22 protein-coding genes are annotated in these 22,874 nt (G+C 64.3%); 12 read left to right on the top strand and 10 right to left on the bottom strand.

Going from position 1 to position 22,874, the window contains the following annotated elements; translation table 11 throughout:
* Nucleotides 1–287 precede the first annotated feature (287 nt).
* From ACLB6G_RS18780 to ACLB6G_RS18735, 10 genes are all read left to right on the top strand, one after another.
* The gene (locus tag ACLB6G_RS18780; RefSeq protein ID WP_410357760.1) at nt 288–584 is read left to right on the top strand and encodes a hypothetical protein; all 297 of its coding nucleotides are present in this window, start codon (nt 288–290) and stop codon (nt 582–584) included.
* Nucleotides 577–720 carry a hypothetical protein gene (locus tag ACLB6G_RS18775; protein WP_410357759.1) on the top strand — a complete coding sequence of 48 codons (144 nt, stop codon included), beginning with the start codon at nt 577–579 and terminating at the stop codon, nt 718–720. Before ACLB6G_RS18780 ends, ACLB6G_RS18775 begins: the two co-directional genes overlap by 8 nt.
* A 37-nt stretch (nt 721–757) precedes the next feature.
* The gene (locus ACLB6G_RS18770) at nt 758–1,000 is read left to right on the top strand and encodes a hypothetical protein (protein ID WP_410357758.1); all 243 of its coding nucleotides are present in this window, start codon (nt 758–760) and stop codon (nt 998–1,000) included.
* A complete protein-coding gene (locus tag ACLB6G_RS18765) occupies nt 997–1,305 on the top strand; it encodes a hypothetical protein (protein WP_410357757.1) in 309 nt (102 codons plus the stop codon). The genes ACLB6G_RS18770 and ACLB6G_RS18765 overlap by 4 nt, the downstream gene beginning before the upstream one ends.
* Before the next feature lie 5 nt (nt 1,306–1,310).
* Nucleotides 1,311–1,574 carry a DUF1488 family protein gene (locus ACLB6G_RS18760; protein ID WP_410357756.1) on the top strand — a complete coding sequence of 88 codons (264 nt, stop codon included), beginning with the start codon at nt 1,311–1,313 and terminating at the stop codon, nt 1,572–1,574.
* A 10-nt stretch (nt 1,575–1,584) separates the two neighbouring features.
* Nucleotides 1,585–2,385 (top strand): transglutaminase-like domain-containing protein, encoded by an 801-nt coding sequence (locus ACLB6G_RS18755; RefSeq protein WP_410357755.1) that lies wholly within the window; start codon nt 1,585–1,587, stop codon nt 2,383–2,385.
* A 269-nt stretch (nt 2,386–2,654) separates the two neighbouring features.
* Nucleotides 2,655–3,761: an acyl-CoA dehydrogenase family protein gene (locus ACLB6G_RS18750; RefSeq protein ID WP_410357754.1), complete on the top strand. Its 1,107-nt coding sequence runs from the start codon at nt 2,655–2,657 to the stop codon at nt 3,759–3,761.
* A 240-nt stretch (nt 3,762–4,001) separates the two neighbouring features.
* The gene (locus tag ACLB6G_RS18745) at nt 4,002–6,836 is read left to right on the top strand and encodes a Calx-beta domain-containing protein (protein ID WP_410357753.1); all 2,835 of its coding nucleotides are present in this window, start codon (nt 4,002–4,004) and stop codon (nt 6,834–6,836) included.
* A gap of 158 nt (nt 6,837–6,994) precedes the next feature.
* Nucleotides 6,995–8,656 carry a tetratricopeptide repeat protein gene (locus tag ACLB6G_RS18740; protein WP_410357752.1) on the top strand — a complete coding sequence of 554 codons (1,662 nt, stop codon included), beginning with the start codon at nt 6,995–6,997 and terminating at the stop codon, nt 8,654–8,656.
* Entirely contained in the window at nt 8,643–9,350 is a 708-nt protein-coding gene (locus ACLB6G_RS18735) for an NADase-type glycan-binding domain-containing protein (protein WP_410357751.1), read from the top strand. The genes ACLB6G_RS18740 and ACLB6G_RS18735 overlap by 14 nt, the downstream gene beginning before the upstream one ends.
* Before the next feature lie 48 nt (nt 9,351–9,398).
* On the opposite strand, the gene ACLB6G_RS18730 is transcribed toward ACLB6G_RS18735, so the two are convergent.
* The gene (locus ACLB6G_RS18730) at nt 9,399–10,790 is read right to left on the bottom strand and encodes a hypothetical protein (RefSeq protein ID WP_410357750.1); all 1,392 of its coding nucleotides are present in this window, start codon (nt 10,788–10,790) and stop codon (nt 9,399–9,401) included.
* Nucleotides 10,791–10,834: 44 nt separating this feature from the next.
* Here ACLB6G_RS18730 and ACLB6G_RS18725 point away from each other — a divergent pair, with 44 nt between their 5' ends.
* Nucleotides 10,835–10,981: a hypothetical protein gene (locus ACLB6G_RS18725; protein ID WP_410357749.1), complete on the top strand. Its 147-nt coding sequence runs from the start codon at nt 10,835–10,837 to the stop codon at nt 10,979–10,981.
* 23 nt (nt 10,982–11,004) lie between these two features.
* Here ACLB6G_RS18725 and ACLB6G_RS18720 read toward each other — a convergent pair whose 3' ends face one another.
* Nucleotides 11,005–11,838 carry a hypothetical protein gene (locus ACLB6G_RS18720; RefSeq protein ID WP_410357748.1) on the bottom strand — a complete coding sequence of 278 codons (834 nt, stop codon included), beginning with the start codon at nt 11,836–11,838 and terminating at the stop codon, nt 11,005–11,007.
* Between the two features lie 365 nt (nt 11,839–12,203).
* Between ACLB6G_RS18720 and ACLB6G_RS18715 the strand changes: the two genes are divergently transcribed.
* Nucleotides 12,204–13,796 carry a sulfatase-like hydrolase/transferase gene (locus ACLB6G_RS18715; protein WP_410357747.1) on the top strand — a complete coding sequence of 531 codons (1,593 nt, stop codon included), beginning with the start codon at nt 12,204–12,206 and terminating at the stop codon, nt 13,794–13,796.
* A gap of 52 nt (nt 13,797–13,848) precedes the next feature.
* Here ACLB6G_RS18715 and ACLB6G_RS18710 read toward each other — a convergent pair whose 3' ends face one another.
* From ACLB6G_RS18710 to ACLB6G_RS18675, 8 genes are all read right to left on the bottom strand, one after another.
* Nucleotides 13,849–14,304 (bottom strand): CoxG family protein, encoded by a 456-nt coding sequence (locus ACLB6G_RS18710; protein ID WP_410357746.1) that lies wholly within the window; start codon nt 14,302–14,304, stop codon nt 13,849–13,851.
* A gap of 129 nt (nt 14,305–14,433) precedes the next feature.
* On the bottom strand, nt 14,434–15,261 hold the full coding sequence (locus ACLB6G_RS18705) for an XdhC family protein (RefSeq protein WP_410357745.1): 828 nt from the start codon (nt 15,259–15,261) through the stop codon (nt 14,434–14,436).
* On the bottom strand, nt 15,258–16,433 hold the full coding sequence (locus ACLB6G_RS18700; RefSeq protein WP_410357744.1) for a vWA domain-containing protein: 1,176 nt from the start codon (nt 16,431–16,433) through the stop codon (nt 15,258–15,260). The genes ACLB6G_RS18705 and ACLB6G_RS18700 overlap by 4 nt, the downstream gene beginning before the upstream one ends.
* Nucleotides 16,430–17,308 carry an AAA family ATPase gene (locus ACLB6G_RS18695; protein ID WP_410357743.1) on the bottom strand — a complete coding sequence of 293 codons (879 nt, stop codon included), beginning with the start codon at nt 17,306–17,308 and terminating at the stop codon, nt 16,430–16,432. The genes ACLB6G_RS18700 and ACLB6G_RS18695 overlap by 4 nt, the downstream gene beginning before the upstream one ends.
* A 48-nt stretch (nt 17,309–17,356) precedes the next feature.
* Nucleotides 17,357–19,777: an aerobic carbon-monoxide dehydrogenase large subunit gene (locus ACLB6G_RS18690; protein ID WP_410357742.1), complete on the bottom strand. Its 2,421-nt coding sequence runs from the start codon at nt 19,775–19,777 to the stop codon at nt 17,357–17,359.
* On the bottom strand, nt 19,774–20,265 hold the full coding sequence (locus ACLB6G_RS18685; RefSeq protein WP_410357741.1) for a (2Fe-2S)-binding protein: 492 nt from the start codon (nt 20,263–20,265) through the stop codon (nt 19,774–19,776). The genes ACLB6G_RS18690 and ACLB6G_RS18685 overlap by 4 nt, the downstream gene beginning before the upstream one ends.
* A 14-nt stretch (nt 20,266–20,279) precedes the next feature.
* Nucleotides 20,280–21,134 carry an FAD binding domain-containing protein gene (locus tag ACLB6G_RS18680; RefSeq protein WP_410357740.1) on the bottom strand — a complete coding sequence of 285 codons (855 nt, stop codon included), beginning with the start codon at nt 21,132–21,134 and terminating at the stop codon, nt 20,280–20,282.
* A gap of 256 nt (nt 21,135–21,390) precedes the next feature.
* Nucleotides 21,391–22,530 (bottom strand): MHYT domain-containing protein, encoded by a 1,140-nt coding sequence (locus tag ACLB6G_RS18675; protein ID WP_410357739.1) that lies wholly within the window; start codon nt 22,528–22,530, stop codon nt 21,391–21,393.
* Nucleotides 22,531–22,874 lie beyond the last annotated feature (344 nt).

Raw genomic sequence — 22,874 nt, 5'->3', positions numbered from 1 at the left:
GCGCACCGCCGCGCTCTCGCAAGCGATGACTTGACCACAAGAACGCGCATCACCCGCACCATCCTGCGGCCACATCCATGTGTTGCCCGGCATCATCGGGCTGCATCCCGCAGGACATCGGGTCGGTCGCGCCGAGGAATAATGCGACAGGTCTCGCAGCGTCGAGGGCACGGTATCCGGTTCCTCATCCGATTGCCGGCCGCCGGCACGAATGCAAACACAGGCCAGATGATGCCGGTGATTTCCGCCGGCCTCGATACGGCCATCAACAAGGATCAGACTCCATCATGACAGACATGAAAATCAGGCAACCGGATCCGCGCCGGTCGCGCCATGAAACGCCAACCCACTTCTTCTCCGTCGGGCAGGCCGTCCAGATGAAGGGCCGGTTCACCGGGTCCCGATCACCCGCCGGCGTTTTCCAGATCACCGCCACGCTTCCTCCGAAAGGCAACTCTCCGCAATACCGCATCCGGAACGAGGCAGAACTCCACGAGCGCGTCGCGACACAGGACGACATCGAGGCAGTCACCGTTCCGCGGTCGAACACGGCCCTGCTGGAAAGGACGTTCGGTCATGGCTAAGGGACAGAAGCGAAGCAACCGGGAGATCAGGAAGCCGAAGCAGCAAAAGGCGCCCCAGGCACCGGAAGCCACATTTGGCAACCAGATCAAGCTTGCCTCGAACGGCCTTGCCCCGAAAGGCAAGAAGAAGCCTTGAGCGCCGCTGCGCGCCAGGCCAGCCGGGGACACGCACGATGAGGGTTCTTGTCGACTTCTACCGTACACGCGCCGCTGATGATGCGCATGCCGTTGTCGGACGCGAAACCGTGGACGTCGCGGATATCGATGGCGCGATCGAGGCGGCCCGTAATCTCCTGCGAACGCTTGACATGCCCCAGCAACCCGATGCCGTGACGATCACCGATGAATCCGGAAGGACGCTCTATTCGGGCGAACTCGACGGTGAGACCATGAGAATCAGAAAGACGGACCCATGAATATTGCCAGAATGCTGAGGGATTTCCTTCGCAACCCTTTCCGGGACAACGAGGTCCGCCCACGCGAGAGCAGATTCCATCTTGAACAATATGGCCGCCGCATCGAGACGGATCGGTCCTGGACGGTCTATCATGTGTTCTCCGGTATCCCGGCGCGTGCGGGCGGCGAGATCCTGACCGGACTGAGCCGTTCGGCCGCGACAGCCGGCATGCTCGCCCTCAATCTCGGAAAAGCCGTGGTCCGGCAGGATCGGCTCGCTCTCGCGGTTCCCGCGGGCTCCGCCTCGGTGGCAAGGAGGGACTGATTGACATGACCCTGCAATTTCCCAACCGCAGCCGCAGCTTCGACCAGGCGCGCAATGCCGTTCGTTTCGTCGGCCATGACGGCATGTTGGAAGTGCCGTTCTTCGTCGAAACGGCGGCGCTGGTCCGGCCGGGCGCTGCGAACGTATCCGAGGCGCTCATCGTTGAGGCTTTCGATGCGGCATGCGCCTCGATCCACGATGTCGCGCGCGAAGCCTATTCCCACAGGCATCAGACCTCCTACACCTTGACGCCCGGCGATTTTCGGTGACGCTGGGCGAATGCTGATCCGCTACGGCTACGAGATAGAACTCACATTCGCGCAACCGACCGCCCTGGTCTGCCTGCTTTCGGTCCATGACGATCGCGCCGATGATCTCCGGGTTCCCGAAACCACCTTCACACGGCCTGACGTTCCGGTTTCGACGTATCATGACCTGTTCGGCAATCGCTGCCGGCGGCTGACCGCGCCTGCCGGCGACTTCATGATGTGGGGCGATGCCACCATCGAGGACGATGGCAGGCCGGACAGGATCGTGCCCGGCGCCAGCGAGGTTCCGGTATGGGCGCTGCCCGACGACACGCTCGGCTTCCTCATGGGCAGCCGGTACTGCGAAACGGACCGGCTGAGCCAGATCGCCTGGGACCGCTTCGGCCCCGTCGAACCGGGATGGGCGCGTGTCCAGGCCATCTGCGATTTTGTCCACGGCCACATCCGCTTCGACTACATGAAGGCCCGGGCAACGCGGACAGCATTCGAAGCCTACGAGGAACGGGTTGGCGTCTGCCGCGACTTCGCCCATCTCGCCGTGGCCCTGTGCCGCTGCCTCAATATTCCGGCGCGTTACGTCAACGGCTATCTCGGCGACATCGGCGTTCCGGTCATCGACCCGATGGATTTCAGTGCCTGGATCGAGGTCTTTCTCGATGACGGATGGTACACGTTCGATCCACGCAACAACACGCCGCGGATCGGCAGGATCGTCATCGCACGCGGCCGTGACGCCGCCGACGTTCCGCTGATCAATTCCTTCGGACCGCACGTCCTGAAATCATTCCGGGTATGGACATATCAACTGTAGCCCGGTGCCTTGCGCAGGGTCCATGAAAACGGTTTCGCTCAAGCGGGTATCGCACCGCGAACCCCCGCCGGACCCCGGTTTCCAATGCGCCCGTGTTGCGCGGCGGCCTTTCATCGTGCTCGCCGCTGTGCCAGTAATTCACCGTGACACGGTGATACGCCGTGCCCGTGCCAGCAAACCTCATGTCCGGAGTGCTATCCGTGTTACCAGCGCCAACTGAACGATCGGCAGAAATCGCGGATCGTGTTGAAGCCTTTATCCGCAGCGTCGTGATCCCCTATGAGCAGGACGCGCGCCGCGACCACCACGATTGCCCGACGGATGAACTCGTCGCCGAGATGCGGGAAAAGGCCCGGGCCGCAGGCGTCCTCACGCCCCACATCCTGGCGGACGGCAGCCATCTTTCGCAAAGGGAAACGGCAGCGGTCCTGATCCGTTCGGGCCTGTCCCCGCTCGGTCCGCTTGCCTGCAACACGGGCGCGCCGGACGAAGGGAACATGTTCCTGCTCGGCAAGGTCGGCTCGCCCGACCTGCAGAAGCGCTTCCTTGAACCGCTCGTGGAAGGGACCGCGCGCTCGGCCTTCTTCATGACCGAGCCCGCATCCATGGATGGCGCGGGCTCCGATCCTTCCATGATGCTGACCACCTGCAGGCAGGACGGCAACCATTGGGTCATCAATGGCCACAAGGCGTTCATCACCGGCGCGCAAGGGGCCGCCGTCGGCATTGTCATGGCCAGGGCCGAAGAGGGGGCCTGCATGTTCCTGGTCGACCTGCCGGATCCCGCCATCAGGATCACCCGCGTCCCGCAGACGATCGACAGTTCGATGCCCGGCGGGCATGCGGTCATCGAGATCGACAATCTTCGCGTGCCGGCGGACCAGATGCTGGGCGAGGCGGGCGAGGGCTTCAAATATGCCCAGATACGGCTTGCCCCGGCAAGACTGTCCCATTGCATGCGGTGGCTGGGTGCCTGCATTCGCGCCCAGGAAATCGCCGTTGATTACGCCAACCGGCGTACTGCCTTCGGCAAGGCCCTGATCGATCACGAGGGTGTCGGCTTCATGCTGGCGGAAAACCGGATCGATCTTCAGCAGGCCGCCTTGATGGTCGATTGGTGCGCCGGCGTCCTCGACGAGGGGCGGTCGGGAACCGAGGAAAGCTCGATGGCGAAGGTGGCCGTCAGCGAGGCCCTGATGCGCATCGCGGACCGCTGTGTCCAGGTGATGGGTGGCACCGGTGTCTCCGGCGACACCATCGTCGAGCAGGTCTTCCGCGAGGTGCGCGCCTTTCGCATCTATGACGGCCCGACCGAAGTCCACAAATGGAGCCTGGCCAAGCGGATCAAGCGCCAGTGGAAGAATGCCCAAGGGTAGACGCCGGCAAATGCCAGATGCGCCGCGCCGTGGCATCCGGTGGTGCGGAGCGATTGCCGGTCGCCAACGCAAACCGGCACGGGCAACGTGCCGGTTGAGGGTCCGGCACCGGTACGATTCAGGCAAGAACCGATCTGTTCGGGCAGCATGATGGCGATCGATCCTGAGATGGATCACGCATTGTATATCAGTAAATTATCTGCTTAATGGCTCCTCGTTATTTCAATTGGAGCAACACGAATGGCTGTCATCAATATCAACAATTATGCGATAATCGAAGGTGACAGCGGAAGCCAGTATATTGAATTTGTCGTCTACGCCGATGCGGCTGTCACCGCGGATACATATTTCTATTATTATACCCAGGATGGCACGGCTTCGAGTGCCAATGGCGACTTTTTCCAGACCAATGGCACAGGTTTCATTCCTGCCGGCCAGACATCCGCGACCGTTCGAATCACGGTCTATGGCGACCAGCAGATCGAGGGAAACGAATACTTCCAGCTTGTCGTGCTGGCCGGCCAGAACGCCAGCCTGACCAACGATGCGCCGGCCCTGGTCGCCACGGGAGTCATCCGGGACAATGACGACGCCGTGCCGGACGCGCCCGGCGGCGTCGGCGGTCCGGCAGCGGAAGTGGCGGAACCGGCCCTGGTTTCACCGACCGAGCCGACGGTCCGTGTCTACGGAACCTCGATCATCGAAGGCGATTCGGGTTCGGAATACGCTTACTTCCTGATTACGCTCGATCGCCCGGCAACCAGCGACGTGACGATTTCCTACTACATGCAGGACGGATCGGCGTCTGAACAATTGGGTGATTATTTCCAGAGTACCGGCACGGTGACCATTCCGGCCGGCCAGCAAAGCACCTGGGTGCGTGCCACCGTGTATGGCGACAATGCCATTGAGGGCGACGAGGCGTTCCAGCTTGTCATCTTCGACGCCTCGAACGCGGTCCTCGAGGGCGAGGCACCAGCGCTTGTTGCAACGGCGACCATCATCGATGACGACGGGGGGCCGGTGTCCGGACCGGGTGGTACGGGCCCTGTGGGTATCGGCCTGGCGGCACCGGACCAGGATTCCGGGACGGTGCCGACGGTCAATGTCCGCGACGTCAGCGTCATCGAGGGCAGTTCGGGGTCCACGTCCGCCCGCTTCCTCGTGTCGCTTGACCGCCCGGCGACGAGCGATGTCACGATCCGCTACTATACCCAGGACCACACCGCCTGGAGCGAACAGGACGATTTCTTTTCCACCGCCGGAACCCTTGTCATCCCGGCCGGAAGCCAGTCCGGCTATGTTGCCGTGACCGTTTACGGTGACAACCGGATCGAGGGGGACGAGGATTTCCAGCTTGTCATCTGGGATGTCGACAATGCGGTGATGAGCGACAATGCGCCGGCGCTGATCGCGACCGGAACGATTCTCAGCGATGACGGCATACCCTCCGGTGAAACAGGCGAAATCGGCGATTTCGCCGCCGATCTCGCCCCGGCCCAATCGGAGCCGGGCATTCTGCCGACGCTCACAGCCCATGATGTCGCCTTTGTTGAAGGCGACAGCGGCTCCGGCACCGCACGCGTGCTCGTGACGCTTGACCGGCCGGCGCTCGGACCGGTGACATTCACCTACATCGTGCAGGACGGTTCGGCGTCCCACGGCAGCGGCGACTACTTCCAGACATCGGGTACGGCAACTATCCCTGCCGGCGCGCAGTCGACCTACATCAATGTTACCGTGTATGGCGATACGCTGATCGAAGGCAACGAGACCGCGCGTGTGGTCATTCTCGATGTCACGAACGCCGAACTTCCGGGCGGCAGCCCTGCAATCGAAGCAGAAGTCCAGATCCTCGACAACGACACCGGGGCCACGGACCTCGTCGGTGGCACCGGCCTTCAGGCCGACCCAGTCGAAGGCCCGTCCATCGGGCCGTCAGTGAACGTTTCGATCGTCGGGTCGGCCGCGAACGAGGGCGGTTCCTCCGTCTATGTCTATGCCTATGTGCTCCTGTCGGAGCCCGCCGCAACGACCGTGACGATGGATTTCACGACCGTGGCAGGCACGGCGACGGCCGGTACGGATTTCGCGACGGAATCCGGCACCCTGACCATCAACGCCGGGGAGAGGACGGGTTTCGTCCAGATCCGGGTCTATGGCGACACGCTCGTCGAGGGCGATGAGACATTCTCGGTCGAATTCTCAAATCTGACCGGCGCGGTCTTCAGCAATGGCCAGTCGACCATGACGTCCACCTTGACGATCAGGGACAACGAGGCCGGCACGGCCGGCGGCAGCGATGACGGTCCGCTGTTTGTCGGACTTCTGGTCCCCCAGGTTCTCGTCGGCGACGAAAGCGCGGATGTCCTCCTTGGTGGCCGTTCCAACGACAGCCTGTATGGTGGCGCGGGCAACGACGTGCTGACCGGAGGCGAGGGCAACGACATCATCCGCGGCGGCGCGGGCGCGGACGTGATGTCGGGCGGGGCCGGTTTCGACACACTCAGCTATGCGGACTCCACGGCCGCGGTGCAGGTCTTTCTTGGCGGCAATACGGTTGCCGGCGGCTATGCCGCGGGCGACACGATTTCCGGCTTCGAGAACGTCGTTGGCTCGAATTTCGACGACCGCCTGTTTGGTTCCGCGCAGGTCAACCTGCTCGACGGCGGAGCAGGGGGCGACATCCTGCTCGGCAACAACGGTAATGACACGCTGCGCGGGCGTGCGGGCCGTGACATCCTGTATGGCGGCAACGACAACGACACCTTTGCCTATTTCAGCGTCGCGGATGCCGGCCTGCTGTTTGCCGACCGGGACCGCATCCAGGATTTCACCGATGGGGACGACCGTATCGATCTTTCGGCGATCGATGCCGACACGGGAACAGCGGGGAACCAGGCTTTCAGCTATGTCGGCCGCTTCTTCTCCGGAACCGCCGGCGAATTGCGATCCTATGAGAATGTCGGGCTGACCTTCATCGAAGGCGATGTCGACGGTGATGGTTCTGCCGACTTCCGCATCGAACTCCTCGGAACGGGGCTTGGCATCGACGGGGGCGATTTCGTTCTCTGACAGCGTCTGGCTTCGCTTGCTGACCAGATCAAGGTTTGGCTTTCAGCGCCGGCAGAAACTGCCCCTGTTTGCCGGCCCGGCGCGTCAGCTTGAGAAATGTCAAGGGCGATCCATCGGAAATACGTGAACATGCTCAAATGTTACAGCAGGAGCGGTTCATGCGGTTGATCCTCGTTGCACTGATGTTGATGTTGCTGGGGGGCTCTGCGTTCAGCCAAACGGGCGCGACCGTTGCGGAGGGTGCCTATGGTGGAGCTTGCCGCGGCGGCGACAATCCTTGCGATCAGGGCGTCTGCGACCGGACGATCAACATCTGCGTGAGTTGCGGCGGGGAGGGCGCGCCAGCCTGTATCGGTCGTGACGGCAAACCGGTTTGCACATTTCCCGGTTACGGCTATCGCCCCATGTCGCTTGGCGGACGCCAGCTCTATTGCTTCACGCAAGAGACCACCGATTGCGGCCAGGTCGGCCTGCCGGCGTGCGACGTCTCCGGCAAGCCGGTCTGCCGCTTCGGCATTCAGGTGGTTGCAGCTGACGGAACGGCCTTTTGCGCGGCCTGCGGAGACTACGGCCAACCCTGCTGCCCCGGCGCATCCTGCGATTACGGCGCCTGCCGCAACAATGTCTGCCTGCCGGAAAAGCAGGCGGGAAACACCGGGCAGGGCGGAGATGCGCCATTGTCTCCCGCCCAGGGCAACGCAAGGGCGGCAATCCTTGCGGCCATCGCTGATTGCCGGCTGACCGAAGCCCGCGCGATGCACGCCGCCGCCGATCCCGATGAGCCTTGGTACGAGGATGTGACCCGTATCCTGACCGATGCCGTCGGGCGCGAAAACGAAGTGCGCGCACTCTACGACCGGGCGCTGGCCAGGCAAGCTGAAGCCCGCCGCCTGGTTGGTGAGGGCGACCATGACAATGCACTGCTGGCTTTCCAGGCGGCCGCGGACCTGCTGCGCGACGCCCGCGCCCTGACGCATTGCGACAGTACACTCGATGTCATCGACGAAGCGGTAGCCATCAACCGGCGCAACGCTGCGCCCACCCGGGCCGTGGCGCTGGTCGCTCTGGCGAAAACGGATATCGGCCTGTGCAATTTCAAGGCCGCACAGGAGCTTCTCGACGGGGTTCCGGCCGACACGCCGGGACGGGACGCCGTGATGAAGCTGCTCGAAGAGGCGCGCAATCGCGAATCCCGCGTGGAGCAGATGTTCGATGCGGCCAGAAACCTGCACCGGCTTGCCGACGAACGGGTCCGTGCCGGCAATCCCGGGCAGGCTCTGGAGATGCTGCAGGATGCCCGCCAGGGTCTCGTGAATGCGCGCCAATTGACGGAATGCAGGGCCTATCGCGACCGGATCACCGATGCGCTGCGCGTGGTCGGCGGAAGCCTCGAACTGGCGGAGGGCCTGGCCAGTGCAAAGGCGTCAGGCCAGATGCGGAATGGCCAAGGCGGATCGCAATCGGTCACGCCAGCCGATCCGGGCCAGCCCTTCGCCGGACGGCCGCACCCCTGTCACGACCCCTCGGTGCCGGCCGATGGCACCGCTTCGTTCTATGCGCAATATTCCGGTGGCGGCGGGGAAAGCTTCACCATCAAGGGCCGCTATCTTTGCGATCCGCCTTTTATCGATACGCCCTTTGCCATTCTCGGCGGCAATTCGATGACTCTCTATGCCTGCACCCGGCAGGGCGATCACTATGTCGATTGCCGCGCAAGGGAAACAATCGCTTTCACTGACGTCCGTCCCGAAGGCAAAGGCACCGGCTACTTCTGGCGCAAGGAAGGCGCATGGCGCTGGATGGTCGTTGTCGGCCGTTGAAAGGAACAATGTGATGAAGTCCCCAAAGCCTCTGTCAGGAATTGTCTGCTGCTTCGGGCTGGTCTTTTCGGCAGGCGCGCAGGCGGAAGAATGTGCCGATCTCGGTGCGACCGAGAATTTCAACGCCATCCGCTATTGTGTCAGCTCCGTGCTTGCGCCGCAGGGACGCAACAGCTACGGGCCGGCCAACCTGTTCGACTACGACCGCAACACCGCCTGGTGCGAGGGCGCCCCCGGCAGTGGTGCCGGCCAGGTGATCACGCTCGAGATCGACGGCGGCGGCCCGTTCCGTCGATTCCTGATCGAGAACGGATACGGTAAGGACGAACGGATCTTCTCGCGCAACGCCCGGCCGAGAACAATTCAGGTCACCACCGATACCGGCTTGTCATTCCGCCACCAGCTGGAGGACAGGTGGAATGAGCGCTGGGTCGAACTGCCGGCGCCGGGGGAATATCGCATCTTGCAAATCAAGGTCCTCGATGTCTATCCGGGCAGCCGTTACGAGGACATGTGCATCAGCACGATCCTGGTCGATTTCGACTATGAGAAATTTCTCGAATGGCAGGGTGACGAACCCGGTCGGCGGCAAGAGCCTGCCATGCCGGATGCGCCTGGCGAATCCGGTGCGCAAGGCAAGGGGACTCCCGTCCTGCCGGATTTCGAGGAATTGCCGCCGCTGCCGGAGCTTTGAACGTCGACCCGGCCAGGGCCATCGCTTCGGGAAAGGAAGCTGCCGGTTCTAGGTCAGGATGACGAGCCAGAACGACAGCAATATCCCGCAAATGATCGTGTAGGGCCCGTTCCAGTCCAGGCCGACACGCGATGCGCTCACGCCGCCCATCGCGCCGATGAAGACCGTTGTTGCCGTGAAGGGGGAACTGGCGCCGCCAAGGGCCCATCCCGACGTGATGGCGACGATGATGTCGTTCGGGTCAACCCCGATCTCGGCCGCAGGCGGTATGAGCGGCGCCATGATGGAGACCGACATGATCGGGTTCATGCCGATCTGGCCGGCAAGCGGAATGAGCCAGAGCACGGCGACGAGGATCACCGCGCCCGGAATTGCGTGCAGGTCGAGTCCGATCGATGACATCAGGGGCCGCAGCAGCACCGAGCCCAGTGAGCCGATGAAACCGGCCATCATGATCAGCACGAACTCGGCCCTGAAACCCGGAAGATCGGCGGTCAGGAACCTGGAGACATGCCCGCCCAGCGTTTCGGTCGAAACGCCCCGGTTCCGGTTTTGCAGGATGGCCCAGCCGATGGAGACCGCCGGAACGACGACAAGGACGACGGCGACCGCGCGAATTTCCGTCACCATGCTGATGGAGACGACAAGAAATCCCAGCACGGCCAGCAGGACGAGCAGGGGCAGCACGGCTGACCAGCCACCTTCGGGATAATCGCGCGGCGGAACCGGACCGGATATGCGAGGCTTGAAGATCGTGTCCAGCGCCCACCCGGTCCCGAACAGGATGACCGCGCTGACGAGGCAGGCCGGAACGGCCCCCGACCAGCTCGATCCGGGGACAATCGTGGTCGAGATCGCGACTGCAAGCGCGAGTGGCGACCAGGGCAGCGTGGACACGAAGCCGCGCTGGATCGCCAACAGCATCCGTTTCGTGCGGTGGAAAGCGATCTCGGGATTTTCGTCCTTGCGGACGTGTTCCTTGACGATATGGCCCAGCAGCACCATGGACCCGTAACTCAGCAACAGTGCGAAAAGATGCCCGCCAAAGGTCAGGGCAAGATATCGCCGGCCGGGGCGCTGCCGGGCCAGGAACCGGCCGCATTCGCGTATGGAACCGGATGTTTCGGCGACGTTGCGAAGCGCTGTCAATGCCGTCAGGAAGGCCGCGATGAATGCCGCGCTTCGCAGGGCGGCCACGGTGCGGTCCAGCCAGAGCGGGTCCGACAGCCATGCAACGAACGCCAGGATCAGCCCGAAAGCAACGAAGACCTGGCGTGAAAACGGTACGCGTGGCGCGAACAGGGCCAGGAGAGCCAAGCAAAGGCCCGCCGAATAGGGCGCGGTACCCTTCACGCCGAACCACTCGGCAAGGATCACGAGAACCAGCAGCGCGATCAGGATCGCGCCGGACAACAAGTCGAGAAACCGAAGGGCGCTCATCGGGTGGTCATTGTTCAACGCAGGCCATTCCGGCGGGAAAATGCTTGATCAAAGTGTTTTTCGCACAGGCTCCCACCCTGACCAAAGGCTCCGATGACAACGGTTTGGTTGGTAGTGCAGCGCAGGACGGGTTCCCATTGTGCATCGGCGATGCAACACAGCGCAAGCCCGGCGCAGGGCCGGGCTTGTGACTCATGTCGTGTTTTCGGCACGATCAGAAGATTTCATAGACGTAGAAGAAGACGGGAACTTCCCTGCCGGCATCGGCCGGCGTCTGGTTCTTGGCCTTGTCCTGCTTCGCATCAGAGGTCTGTTCGCCGGAACCGGAAGAGGTGGCCGCGGTCGTGGACCGGTCGACATCCGGCTGCTGCGCGGCGAACTCGTCCTGCGTCAGCGTATCGCTGGAATCGGAATCCATCGCGTCGAACTTCGCGTCGGCGCGCGCCTCGTTGCGGCCCGATCCGGTGTCGGTGTCGGTCCACTCCTCCCGGCTGATCACGTCATCGGCGTCGCGGTCGAGCGACTGGAACGTGTAGGCGGACCGGCCGGCGAATTCCTCGGCCTTCATACCGGAAATCATGGCGCGGTCAGCCACTTCGTCATAGGTGAACGAAGCATAGTTCGGGCCGGGATCAATCTTGGTGTCGGGATCGGACGCCGCCTTCTTCATCGCATCATAGGATTTCTCGGCGCCTTGCATGAACTCGTTCATGGCGATCTCATCGTCGGCATTGAGGTCGACCGCGTCGAAATCCTGTTCCCGGCGTTCAAGCCAGGCTGACTTGTCCATCTGGCGGACGAAGCAGTCCCGATACTCCTGCCGCGAGATCGCATCGTTGCCGTCGACGTCGATCTGGCTGAACGCCACGTTGAGGTGTTTTTTCGCTTCATCGGCCGAGACAGTGCCGTTCCCGTCAGAATCCACCGTCTTCCAGGCGTCCGTGCAGGCCGAAGACACCTGGCTGTTGGCGGCGTCTTGGGCCTGGGCGCCCATGGCAAGCGTGCCGGTCATCAGCGCGATCGCGGTGGTGGTTGCGAGACGTTTCATTGCATTCCTCCTCTGTCTGTCATGCAATTCCATGAATCCAACTGAGGCGGCGGCGCATCGTTCCCTTTGTAATATTTCGTGAAGTCCGCCCGGCAAGCCGCAGGGGCCGCTGATGCGTTCGGCCATCGATTGACCTCGCCCTCCCGGCGCGAGGCACGGCGTCCGTGGTGTTCCGGTCATCAAATTAAGCAAATTATAATTTTCTTTCCAAAAGGAATTCTTGTTGGGACATCATGGCCGGACCATGAAAGGTGGGCCGGGAAATGCAATTGAATAAAATTTTATGCTTTATCCTGCATCCTGCAGTGTTGCTGATTGTCAGCATCGCCGGACTTTTATTCATGGTACAGATGGATAACAGTCTGATGACAGTTCCATACTGCGTCGGAATTCTTGTCTTTGTTGCCAGCATGGCTTACGTGCTGTCCGGCCGGGTACGTTTTTCGATCCTCCTTGCCTGGATCCTGGTCGGGTTTCTGACCGTCGTGTCGGCGATCAAATACAAGATGAAGGGGTTCTCGCTCCATTTCTACGATTTCGTGGTCATGGCGAAGGACCACGAAATAGCGGCCTTCCTGCTGGACTCCTATCCCCTGCTGGCCTTGCCGGTTCTTGCCATCGGCATCCTCTCGGTTGCCGGCGCGGTGCTTCTCTACAGGGCGGACAGGCGCAACGATTCGGGGATTGCCGTTCGCTCGGCAGGCGTTCTGGCCGCCGCCCTGGTCCTGAGGCTCACCTATCCGTCGGAAGCGTCGGCCGAACAGCGTTACTTCTACTATTTGCAGGGACGCCATGTTTCGGCGTTCTTCATCTCCCTTTTCGATCTGCAGTACATGTTCGCCGCCAACGGTTTCGAGAAGCGCATCGCCGCCATCAAGCCGGAGCGGCCCTTCACCAATGCCGTGGATTGCGGCGAGGGGAACCGGCCCGACATCGTTGTCGTGCTGGAGGAAAGCATGACCGATCCCGCCATCTTCCCTGGGCTGAACGACGGCCGGAAGGTGTCGGACCTCATGCGGGGCGACGGTCCGGCATTGAACCCGCTCTTCGTCGAGACCTTCGGCGGCGGGACCTGGATCTCGAACCTGTCACTGATGACGGGGCTTTCGGCGACGGATTTCGGCTGGCGCAGTCCCTATCTGACCATGATCCTGGAAGGCAAGGTTCGCGGCGCGCTCCCGCAGGTCCTGGCGTCGTGCGGATACAGGACCGCCGCGATCCTGCCGCTCAACTATACCTTCGTCAACGAGGGGCCGTTTCTCTCGTCGATCGGCTTCGAGACCGTGATCGACCGGGACGCCCTCAAGGCGCCGTCGTACCACATGCGCGACAGCTTCTATTTCGATGCCGCGAGCGCACTGATCGAACGCCATCGCAGGGAGGACGGCAGGCCGCTCTTCCTGCTCGTTCAGACGATGTTCGCCCATTCGCCCTACGAGGAGAGCCTGCTTGCCGGCGACGACGACGCGTCACGCATTCCCCTGGATGCCGATCCCGAAACGGCGGAATACCTGCGCCGCATGATCGCCGGACGCCAGGATTTCGCCGCCTTCGCCGAACGCGAAACCACCCGGCAGAGGGACAGCGGTCTCGTGGTGATGAGCTTCGGCGACCACCAGACCTATGTCACGCTCGACCGCGCCAGGCGAAGCGCCGGAGATGACGCGCTGGCGATCCCGCGTTCCCTGGCCTACCGCACATTCTACACCATCGAGCCCGCCGGCGCGCTCACTCCGGACCGGCCGGTCGACATCGCCTATCTTTCGACCGTCATCCTCGATGCCGCCGCCATTCCAGGATCGGATGTCTTCCAGGACCTGCGACGGCTGGCCAGGGAATGCGACGGGCGCTTCCACGATTGCCCGGACAGGACCGGCGTGGACAGGCACATCGCGCACCGCGTTGCCGGCGGCCTGCTCGACCTCGGCGGCGAATCGGACGCTGACGCGTCCTTCTGAACCCGGGCGCCGCGGGCGCCCGCATCTCCCGGGAGCCCGCAGCCGGTAGTCTTCAGGCGGTTTCCCGGGTCTGCTCCAGTTCGGTCTTCAATGCACCGAAAAACTCGCCCGCCAGCTTCTTCGCGGTGCCCTGGATGAGGCGTGAGCCCAGTTGCGCCAGCTTGCCGCCGATCTCGGCCTTGGCCTCGTAGCGCAACAGGGTTTCCTCACCCCGGTCTTCCAGTTCCACATCCGCGCCGCCACGGGCGAAACCGGCAATGCCGCCATTGCCTTCCCCGGTCAGCGAGAAGCGCTGAGGCGGGTTTTCCGGGTTCAGCGTGACATTGCCCGAGAAGCGCGCCTTGATCGGCCCGATCTTGAGGGCAACCTTGGCTTCCAGGTCGGTGTCGGACACCTTGGTGAGTTCCTCGCAGCCGGGGATGCAGCGGCGCAGGATTTCCGGATCCTGCAGGGCCGCGTAAACGCGGGCGCGGGGGGCGGGAATGGTCAGTTCGTCGGAAAGGTTCATCGTTTCTCTCAACAGCAGGGAAGTCTGTACTGGGCCATTAGGGCGACTTGCTCGGGTGCGAGCGGCGGCAGGATGCGGGCCAGCAGGCCCGGTTTCGGTGGTGGTTTCTCCTTCGCCGGGGTGTGCGTTTCAGGCATCGGCGTCTCCTCTTCCGCCAGAACGGCGCAGCACGGTGATTTCGGCCAGGATGGACAGGGCGATCTCCTCCGGCGTGATGGCGTGGATGTCGAGGCCGGCCGGCGCCTTGACCCGCGCCAGGGATGCGTCGTCAATCCCGTCGGCGCGCAGGCGTTCGGCGAGCGTGGCGAACTTGCGCCGCGATCCGACAAAGGCGATGTAATCGGCCGACGACGACAGCGCTGCGCGCAAGGCGGCCTCGTCGCCCTTGCCCTGCGTGGCGATCACGATGAAACGCTGTCCGGCCGGCCGGGCGTCGAGCGCGTAGCCGTCCTGAACCTGGTCGGCCGGGCCTTCGCTCAGATCGGGGGCGGCCAGCGTGCGGTGCAGGTCGAAATGGGCGGCCAGGGCCGAAAGGGCCAGCGCAACGGGGCTGGCTCCGAACACGACAAGTCGGGGCACTGGAAGCACCGGTTCGATGAAGATGTCCATGGAACCCTTCGAGGGGCAGCCGTTTCGGGCAAAGCGGACGCCGTGCCGTTCCTCGCCCGGGGCCACGCCTTCGGCGTTCAGGAGTTCCTCGGGTCGAAGCGAGATGAATTGCGCGCGGCTTTCACGGATGGCCGTCGCACCGGCCTTGCCCACCGCGGAACGGGCGCAGCCGCCGCCGATCCAGCCTTCCGCGATGGTGCCGTCGGCCAGCACGATGGCCTTGGCGCCGGGCTTGGCGCTGGTTGCGTCGACGGTACGCACCACGGTGGCAACGGCGAAGGGCTCGCCGGCGGCGCGCAGGCTGGCCAGCCTGGTTTCGAAACGGTCGTCGAAGCGTGTCTTGTTCATAGGCGGGCAAGCTCCTTTTCAAGGGCTGCGAGGTCTTCGAGCGTTGCTGCGGGGGCGAAGAGATCGAGATAGGGCAGGGCGGCGGCCATGCCGGATGCCACCGGCGCGTAGTCGCGCCAGCCCTTCAGCGGGTTCAGCCAGAGGATGCGGCATCCGCGCCGCGAGAGCCGCTCCAGCGCGGCGGCAAGCTCGCCGGAGGGCGCGCTGTCATAGCCGTCCGACAGGATGATGACGACGCTTCGCCCGTTGACGAGGCGCCGGGCATGGGTGGTGGCGAAATGGTGCAGGCCGGCGCCGATCCGGCTGCCGCCCCCGAAACCCTCGGCCAGCAGCGTGATGCGGTTGAGTGCGCGCAACGGGTCCTCGTCGCGCAGCGCCTCGGTCACGCGCACGAGACGGGTATGGAACAGATAGGCATCGGCGGACGCGTCCGCGCGCATCAGGCCGGCGAGGAAGGCCAGGAAGGGGCGGGCATAGGGCGTCATGGAGCCCGACACGTCGACCAGCGCCGTGATCCGCACCGGGCGGTCCGGCTTCTGGCGGAAGGCAAGGCGCATCGGCTCGCCGCCGGTGCCAAGGGAAGACCGGATGGTGCGGCGAAGATCGACCCGCGCGCCGCGCCGGGCAGCGCGGGTCCGGCGCGAACGCCGGTCGCGCAACGCCTTGCCGAGACGCCATGCCACCTGTTCGGCGGCGCGGATGTCTTCTGGTGCGACGAGGTCGCGCAGGTCCTTCTTCATGCGGTTGGTGATCGTGGTGGCGATCAGCCGGCCTTCGCCGCCCGCCTCGCTCTCGCCCTTGCCGTCGCTGTCGGGGGCGTCGGCCTTGCCGCCGGCCGAACCTGACTGGCCTTCGGCGGTGCGGGAATTGCGGGTATGGGCGGGATTTCCGGCAGGCACCGCCTTGCTGCGCACCCGTCCGCCATTGCGCCAGTAGCTGTCGAAGACGGCATCGAAGCGGGCCCAGTCGTCGGCCGAGCCGCAGGCCACGGTTTTCAGCGCGCCGCGCACCGACGCCTCGTCGGCCGGGGTCGCGGCCAGCGCGGCCAGCGCCGTCTGCGTCTCGGCAATGCCGAGACGGAAGCCGTTGTCGCGCAGATGCGCCATGAAGCCCGCGATTCGCGCCGCAGGCCCCGGATCGCGCGCCGCAAAGCGGGTGACGGCGCCCCTCATGCCGCTTTCCCTGCCAGGCGTTGCGCCACCTCTGTCGTGATAGCGGCGCGGTCGGCCTGTGTCTTCAGCAGCGTGGCGAGCGCGGCCTGGAGGATGGCCGGATCGTCGGACAGGTCGGCAAGGCCCAGGCCCGCAAGCGCCGCGGCGAAATCCAGCATCTCGGCGATGCCCGGCTTCTTTTCCAGTTCTTCGCGCCGCAGTGACTGCACGAAGGCGACGATCTGGCCGGCCAGCGCGTCCTCCACCTGCGGGCAGCGGGCCTTGAGGATGGCCAGTTCCGTGGCCCGGTCGGGATAGTCGACATGGGCATAGAGACAGCGCCGGCGCAGCGCATCGGAGAGATCGCGCGTGCCGTTGGCGGTCAGGATCACCATCGGCCGTGTCGTGGCGGCAATGGTGCCAAGCTCGGGAATGGTGATCTGGAAATCGGAGAGGACCTCCAGCAGATAGGCCTCGAATTCCTCGTCCGCCCGGTCGATCTCGTCGATCAGCAGCACCGGCGCGACCGCCTGGCGCAGCGCGCGCAACAGCGGGCGTTCCAGCAGGTATTCCTCGGAAAAGAGCCGCGCCTCGACCGCGTCGCCGGTCTCGCCGACCTCGGCATGGGCACGGATCGCCAGAAGCTGGCGCTGGTAGTTCCATTCATAGATGGCCTGCGCCGCGTCCAGCCCCTCATAGCATTGCAGCCGGATGAGCGCGCAGCCCTTCCATTGCGCCAATGCGCGCGCGACCTCGGTCTTGCCGACGCCGGCCGCACCTTCCAGCAGCAGCGGGCGGCCGAGTTGAAGCGCCAGGTGCAGCGCCATGGCGAGATCCGGCGCGGCCACATAGCCCTGTCCTGCAAGGCCGGACTGGATGTCAGCGGGTTTTGTCATGGATATGGCGGGGCGGCGCCGGAAACGTCCGTGCCGCCCCCTCCCTGTTCAGCCGTGAAGCCCGAGATCGTGCGCGATCTTCCAGATGCGCCAGTGGTCGTGCGGCATATGGGACTGCCGCAGGCCGAAGGCGCGGAAGGCATCGTGCACCGCGTTGGAGAAGGCCGGGACCGAGCCGACATTGGGGCTTTCGCCGACACCCTTGGCGCCGATCGGATGATGCGGCGAGGGGGTTTCGGTATGGTCGGTCGTGTAGTGCGGCGTCTCCCATGCGGTCGGCAGGAAGAAGTCCATCAGCGTGCCGGTCTTGACGTTGCCGATCTCGTCATAGGCGATCTCCTGACCCATGGCGATGGCATAGCCTTCCGTCGCGCCGCCATGCACCTGGCCCTCGATGACCATCGGGTTGATGCGCGTGCCGCAATCGTCCAGCGCGTAGAACTGCCGGACCTCGTGCTCGCCGGTGTCCACGTCGATCTCCATGACGGCGATATAGGCGCCGAAAGGATAGGTCATGTTCGGCGGGTCATAGTAGCTGACGGCCTCCAGCCCCGGCTCGAGGCCCGGAATGGCCTGGTTGTAGGCCGCATAGGCGATCTCCTTCATGGTCTTGAAGCGCTCCGGTGCGCCCTTGACCACGAAGCGGTCCACATCCCATTCCAGGTCTCCGTCATGCACCTCCAGCAGGTAGGCGGCGATCATCTGCGCCTTGGCGCGGATCTTGCGGCCGCAAAGCGCCGTGGCCGCACCGGCAACCGGCGTGGAGCGGCTGCCATAGGTACCGAGCCCGTAGGGGGCGGTGTCGGTGTCGCCCTCCTCGACGGTGATGCTGTCGGCCGACAGGCCGATCTCGCTGGCGATGATCTGGGCGAAGGTCGTGGCGTGGCCCTGACCCTGGCTGATTGTCCCGAGCCGGGCAATGGCGCTGCCGGTCGGATGGATGCGAATCTCGCAGCTGTCGAACATGCCCATGCCGAGGATGTCGCAATTCTTGACCGGTCCGGCCCCGACGATCTCGGTGAAGTGGGTCAGCCCGATGCCCAGCAGCTTGCGGGTCCTGCCGGCCTTGAAATCCTCGATGCGTTGAGCCTGCTCTTCCCGCAACTGCTTGTAGCCGACGGCTTCCAGCGCCTTGTCCCAGGCGGTGTGATAGTCGCCGGAATCATATTCCCAGCCCAGTGCCGACTGGTAGGGGAACTGGTCCTTGCGGATGAAGTTGATGCGCCGCAGTTCGGCGGCATCCATGCCCAGTTCGATCGCCAGCACCTCGATCATGCGCTCGATGAAATAGGCAGCCTCGGTTACCCGGAAGGAGCAGCGATAGGCCACGCCCCCCGGCGCCTTGTTGGTATAGACGCCGTCCACGCCGACATAGGCGACGGGAATGTCGTAGGAACCGGTGCAGATGTGGAAGAAGCCGGCCGGGAACTTGGTCGGGTCGGCGCAGGCGTCGAAGGCGCCGTGATCGGCCGTCACATGGCAGTGCAGCGCGGTGATCTTGCCGTCCTTGGTGGCCGAGATGCGGCCCTTCATCCAGTAGTCGCGGGCAAAGGCGGTGGAGGTCAGGTTCTCCATCCGGTCCTCGATCCATTTCACCGGCTTGCCGGTGACGATGGAGGCGACGATGGCGCAGACATAGCCGGGATAGACACCGACCTTGTTGCCGAAGCCGCCGCCGATGTCCGGGCTGACGACGCGGATGTTGTGCTCCTCGATGCCCGAAAGCAGCGAGGCGACGGTGCGCACCACGTGCGGCGCCTGGAACGTGCCATAGACGGTGAGCTTGCCGTTGACCTTGTCCATGCTGGCCACCGCGCCGCAGGTTTCCAGCGGGCAGGGGTGGGTGCGGTGGTAGTAGACCATTTCCTCGGCGACGACTTCCGACGCGTCGATGGCCTGTTCGGTGGCTTCCTTCTCGCCCGCTTCCCACAGGAAGATGTGGTTGTGATGGCGGCGCGGGCCGTGCGCGCCGGTCATCGAGCCTTCCAGGTCCTCGCGCAGGACCGGGGCTTCGTCCTCCAGCGCCTTGAACGGGTCGACCACGACCGGCAGTTCCTCGTATTCGACCTCGACCAGTTCGGTCGCGTCGGCCGCGATGTACCGGTCGGTCGCGACGACGAAGGCCACTTCCTGGCCCTGGAACAGAACCTTGCCGTCGGCCAGCACCATCTGCTTGTCGCCGGCCAGCGTCGGCATCCAGTGCAGGTTGAGCGGCGCGAGGTCGGCGGCGGTCAGCACCGCGATCACCCCCGGCATGGCCATGGCGGCCTCTGTATTGATGGATTTCACCCGTGCATGGGCATAGGGCGAACGGACGAAATCGCCGAACAGCATGCCGGGCAGCTTGATGTCGTCGACATAGTTGCCCTTGCCCTGGGTGAAGCGGACATCCTCCACGCGCTTGCGGCTGGAACCCAGGCCCTTGAGGTTTGCGATGCGCTGTTCGCGGCTTGGCGTCATGTCGTTCATTCCGCGGCCTCCTTCTGGTTCATCTGGCTTGCGGCCGCCAGGATGGCCTTGACGATGTTCTGGTAGCCGGTGCAGCGGCACAGGTTTCCGGCCATGCCGAAACGCACCTCCTCCTCGGTCGGGTTCGGGTTCTCGATCAGCAGCCGGTGCGCCCGGGTGATCATGCCCGGCGTGCAGAAACCGCATTGCAGGCCGTGATGTTCGCGGAACATTTCCTGCAGGACGTGCAGTCCGTCGGGATTGCCGAGGCCTTCGATGGTGGTGATGTCGGCGCCGTCGGCCTGGGCGGCGAACACCGTGCAGGCCTTCACCGACTTGCCGTCCATGTCCACGGTGCAGGCGCCGCAATGACTGGTCTCGCAGCCGATATGCGGCCCGGTGATCCCCAGCCGCTCGCGCAGCACATGGATCAGCAGTTCGCGCGGTTCGGCGAGCAGTTCATGCGTCTCGCCGTTCACCGTCAGGGTGACTTGCATCTTCTTTGCCATCTGGCTTTCCTCCCTCAGGCCCGCGACCAGGCGCGGGCGATGGCACGGCCGAGCATGACGCCGGCCACGTGCCGCTTGAATTCGATGGGACCGCGATTGTCCGGCTGCGGGTCGATGTCGCCGAGCATCGCCGCGACGGCCGCCTTGACCGCTTCTTCCCCGCAATCGGTGCCGACGAGCGCATCGCCGGCGGCCTGCGACCAGACCGGCACGTCCGACAGGTTGGTCATGGCGATGGAGGCCGATGCCACCTTGCCATCCGCCTTGGTGAGCAGCACGGCAGCGGCCGCCGTGGCATAGTCGCCGATCTTGCGCTTCTGCTTTTCATAGGCATGGCCGCCGCCCGTGGCGGCAAGGCGGATGCGAGTCAGGATCTCGTCGTCGGCGCGTTCGGTCACATAGGCGGAAAGGTAGAAGTCCCGCGCCGCGACGTCGCGGTTGCCATTCGGGCCTTCGAGTGTGAAGGTCGCGTCAAGGCACTGCATGAGGCCCGGCATGTCGTTTCCCGGATCGCCATTGGCGACATTGCCGCCCACTGTACCCAGGTTGCGCACCTGCGGATCGGCGATCTGCAGCGCCGCTTCGCGCAGCAGGGGCACCGCTGCGGCCAGTCCCTCATGCGCGATGAGCTCGGCCTGCGTCACCATGGCGCCGATGGTGACGCCCTCCGGCGAGATGCTGATCTGCTTGAGGTCGCCAAGCCCCTGCAGGTCGACCAGATGCGTCACGGCGGCCATGCGCATCTTCATGAGCGGGATGAGGCTGTGCCCGCCGGCGATCACCCGCGCCTCGTCGCCATGTTCGGCAAGGATGCCGATGGCCGCCGCAAGGTCTGACGGCCGGTGATATTCGAACGATGATGGTATCATGTGCTCCTCCACTCATGCGTCGTATGGACGCATTTGCGGGCAAGCTAGGGCGGCTGGTGGTCGCGGGCGCAGTGCGATTCAACGAATGCATCCGGTCGGTGCACGAACTGCGAAATCGTTGCACGAACTGCGAAAGGGAATGGATTGGCAGGCTTGACGGCAATTCCGACGGAAGCGGGAACCGGTTTTGCGTCCGGAATTGCGAGAAACCGGCAAGCCGGACCAATGGATTGAGCCGACGACAGCCGATGTTGCCCTAGAGCCCCAGTTCCTCCCGAAACTGCGTCAGCCGGGTGCGGCTGACGGGGATCCAGAGGTCCTCCGCGCCGACCACGGAGCATTGGCCGGTGTCCTTGAGCCGCTCGAATTTCGCCACGTGGGCAGGGTTGATGAGGTAGCTGCGATGCACGCGCAAGAACCCCGCAGGTGCCAGCCTTTCCTCCGCCTCGGATATGGACCACGGGCAGAACAGCGTCTCTGAACCCATGTGAAGCCGGGTGTAATGACCTTCGGCGCGCACCGCCGAGACGGAGGCCGGATCGAGGAAAAGGGTCTTGCCGCCCTTCTCATGCGGTATCCGCAGGCCCGCGCCATTGCCCTTCGGCAGGGATGGCGGCACCACGGGCTGCGCCGGTTGCGCGGCGCTGACACCGGCGACTGGCGCGGCAACGGCCGCCTGCGCCGGTTCGGCCGGCGGGGTGAAGGTGATTCCGGTCAGCAGGAAGGCCGCCGAGATCAGGAAGGTCGACAGCGTGACGAGGATCGCCAGCGTCTCGTTGCTGATCGCCGGTCCGATGGCGCCCGGCATACCGGCCGGCAGGAAGCCGGTTCCCGCCATGGCGATGAAATGGACCATCACGACCGCGATCCCGAAGCACACGGTGCCCAGCACGATGTTGCGCCTTCCGCGCTCCGAATAGGCGACGCGAACCGCCAGGACGGACAGCGCGACCGAGGCCGCGAACGCGCCGCCAAGGCCGAAGGGCGTATAGACCGGCTGGCACAATTCCATGCCGGACATGCCGATATAATGCATTGCGACGATGCCGAGCCCGATCACCGTGCCTGCCAGCACCATGTTCCCGTTGGAGCGCTTGCGGAAATGCAGGATCAGCAGCGCCACGCCGGTCATCAGGATGGCGGCCAGGGCGGATATGAGCGTTGTCAGCACGTCGTAGAAATAGAGGATGGGCAGTTGCAGGCCGAGCATGGCCACGAAATGCATCGACCAGATGCCGCCGCCCAGGGCGACCGAGGCCATGGAGACGACGGCCTTGCGGCGGCCGATCTCGAGGCGTGAAGCGCCGCGCGTGAGCGATAGCCCCGTAAAGCCTGCCATCAGCGCAATGGCGAAGGCCGCCAGGACAAGGCGCCAGTCATGGCTGTATTCCAGCACCAAAAGCCTCCCCACTTCCGGATTGCCGGCGGACTTTACAGGGCCGCGCAGCCGACAGGAAGGCCTCAAGTGATGTCATTGCAGGCTGCGTGCGAAGTGCGGCAGGCAGGCTGTGCGGGCACCATCGGCCGGAAAGGAGATAACGTTCCGCACCGCCAGGCAATCGACGCTGACCCCGTTCGCCCCGTGTCGCAAGGGAGGGGCATGCCGCAGAAAATGGTGCCCGAAAAACGATCCTCCGAAACCGTGATTTTTTCAAGAAATGGCTGTTGACAGGTTTGGTTGGTGGGGCCTATATACCGCTCACAACGAGGGCGGCGGCGCTGCTGGCGACAGCGGGCTGC

The organism is Zhengella sedimenti (genome assembly GCF_046506625.1).
GTDB lineage: Bacteria > Pseudomonadota > Alphaproteobacteria > Rhizobiales > Rhizobiaceae > Zhengella > Zhengella sedimenti.
This window is presented reverse-complemented; position numbering and strand designations above follow the sequence as displayed.

Excerpts from the sequence above, each read along its gene's own strand:
- ACLB6G_RS18780 (WP_410357760.1), top strand. The coding sequence starts at position 288 with ATGACAGACATGAAAATCAGGCAACCGGATCCGCGCCGGTCGCGCCAT.
- ACLB6G_RS18775 (WP_410357759.1), top strand. The coding sequence starts at position 577 with ATGGCTAAGGGACAGAAGCGAAGCAACCGGGAGATCAGGAAGCCGAAG.
- ACLB6G_RS18770 (WP_410357758.1), top strand. The coding sequence starts at position 758 with ATGAGGGTTCTTGTCGACTTCTACCGTACACGCGCCGCTGATGATGCG.
- ACLB6G_RS18765 (WP_410357757.1), top strand. The coding sequence starts at position 997 with ATGAATATTGCCAGAATGCTGAGGGATTTCCTTCGCAACCCTTTCCGG.
- ACLB6G_RS18760 (WP_410357756.1), top strand. The coding sequence starts at position 1,311 with ATGACCCTGCAATTTCCCAACCGCAGCCGCAGCTTCGACCAGGCGCGC.
- ACLB6G_RS18755 (WP_410357755.1), top strand. The coding sequence starts at position 1,585 with ATGCTGATCCGCTACGGCTACGAGATAGAACTCACATTCGCGCAACCG.
- ACLB6G_RS18745 (WP_410357753.1), top strand. The coding sequence starts at position 4,002 with ATGGCTGTCATCAATATCAACAATTATGCGATAATCGAAGGTGACAGC.
- ACLB6G_RS18740 (WP_410357752.1), top strand. The coding sequence starts at position 6,995 with ATGCGGTTGATCCTCGTTGCACTGATGTTGATGTTGCTGGGGGGCTCT.
- ACLB6G_RS18730 (WP_410357750.1), bottom strand. The coding sequence starts at position 10,790 with ATGAGCGCCCTTCGGTTTCTCGACTTGTTGTCCGGCGCGATCCTGATC.
- ACLB6G_RS18720 (WP_410357748.1), bottom strand. The coding sequence starts at position 11,838 with ATGAAACGTCTCGCAACCACCACCGCGATCGCGCTGATGACCGGCACG.
- ACLB6G_RS18715 (WP_410357747.1), top strand. The coding sequence starts at position 12,204 with ATGACAGTTCCATACTGCGTCGGAATTCTTGTCTTTGTTGCCAGCATG.
- ACLB6G_RS18710 (WP_410357746.1), bottom strand. The coding sequence starts at position 14,304 with ATGAACCTTTCCGACGAACTGACCATTCCCGCCCCCCGCGCCCGCGTT.
- ACLB6G_RS18705 (WP_410357745.1), bottom strand. The coding sequence starts at position 15,261 with ATGAACAAGACACGCTTCGACGACCGTTTCGAAACCAGGCTGGCCAGC.
- ACLB6G_RS18700 (WP_410357744.1), bottom strand. The coding sequence starts at position 16,433 with ATGAGGGGCGCCGTCACCCGCTTTGCGGCGCGCGATCCGGGGCCTGCG.
- ACLB6G_RS18695 (WP_410357743.1), bottom strand. The coding sequence starts at position 17,308 with ATGACAAAACCCGCTGACATCCAGTCCGGCCTTGCAGGACAGGGCTAT.
- ACLB6G_RS18690 (WP_410357742.1), bottom strand. The coding sequence starts at position 19,777 with ATGAACGACATGACGCCAAGCCGCGAACAGCGCATCGCAAACCTCAAG.
- ACLB6G_RS18685 (WP_410357741.1), bottom strand. The coding sequence starts at position 20,265 with ATGGCAAAGAAGATGCAAGTCACCCTGACGGTGAACGGCGAGACGCAT.
- ACLB6G_RS18680 (WP_410357740.1), bottom strand. The coding sequence starts at position 21,134 with ATGATACCATCATCGTTCGAATATCACCGGCCGTCAGACCTTGCGGCG.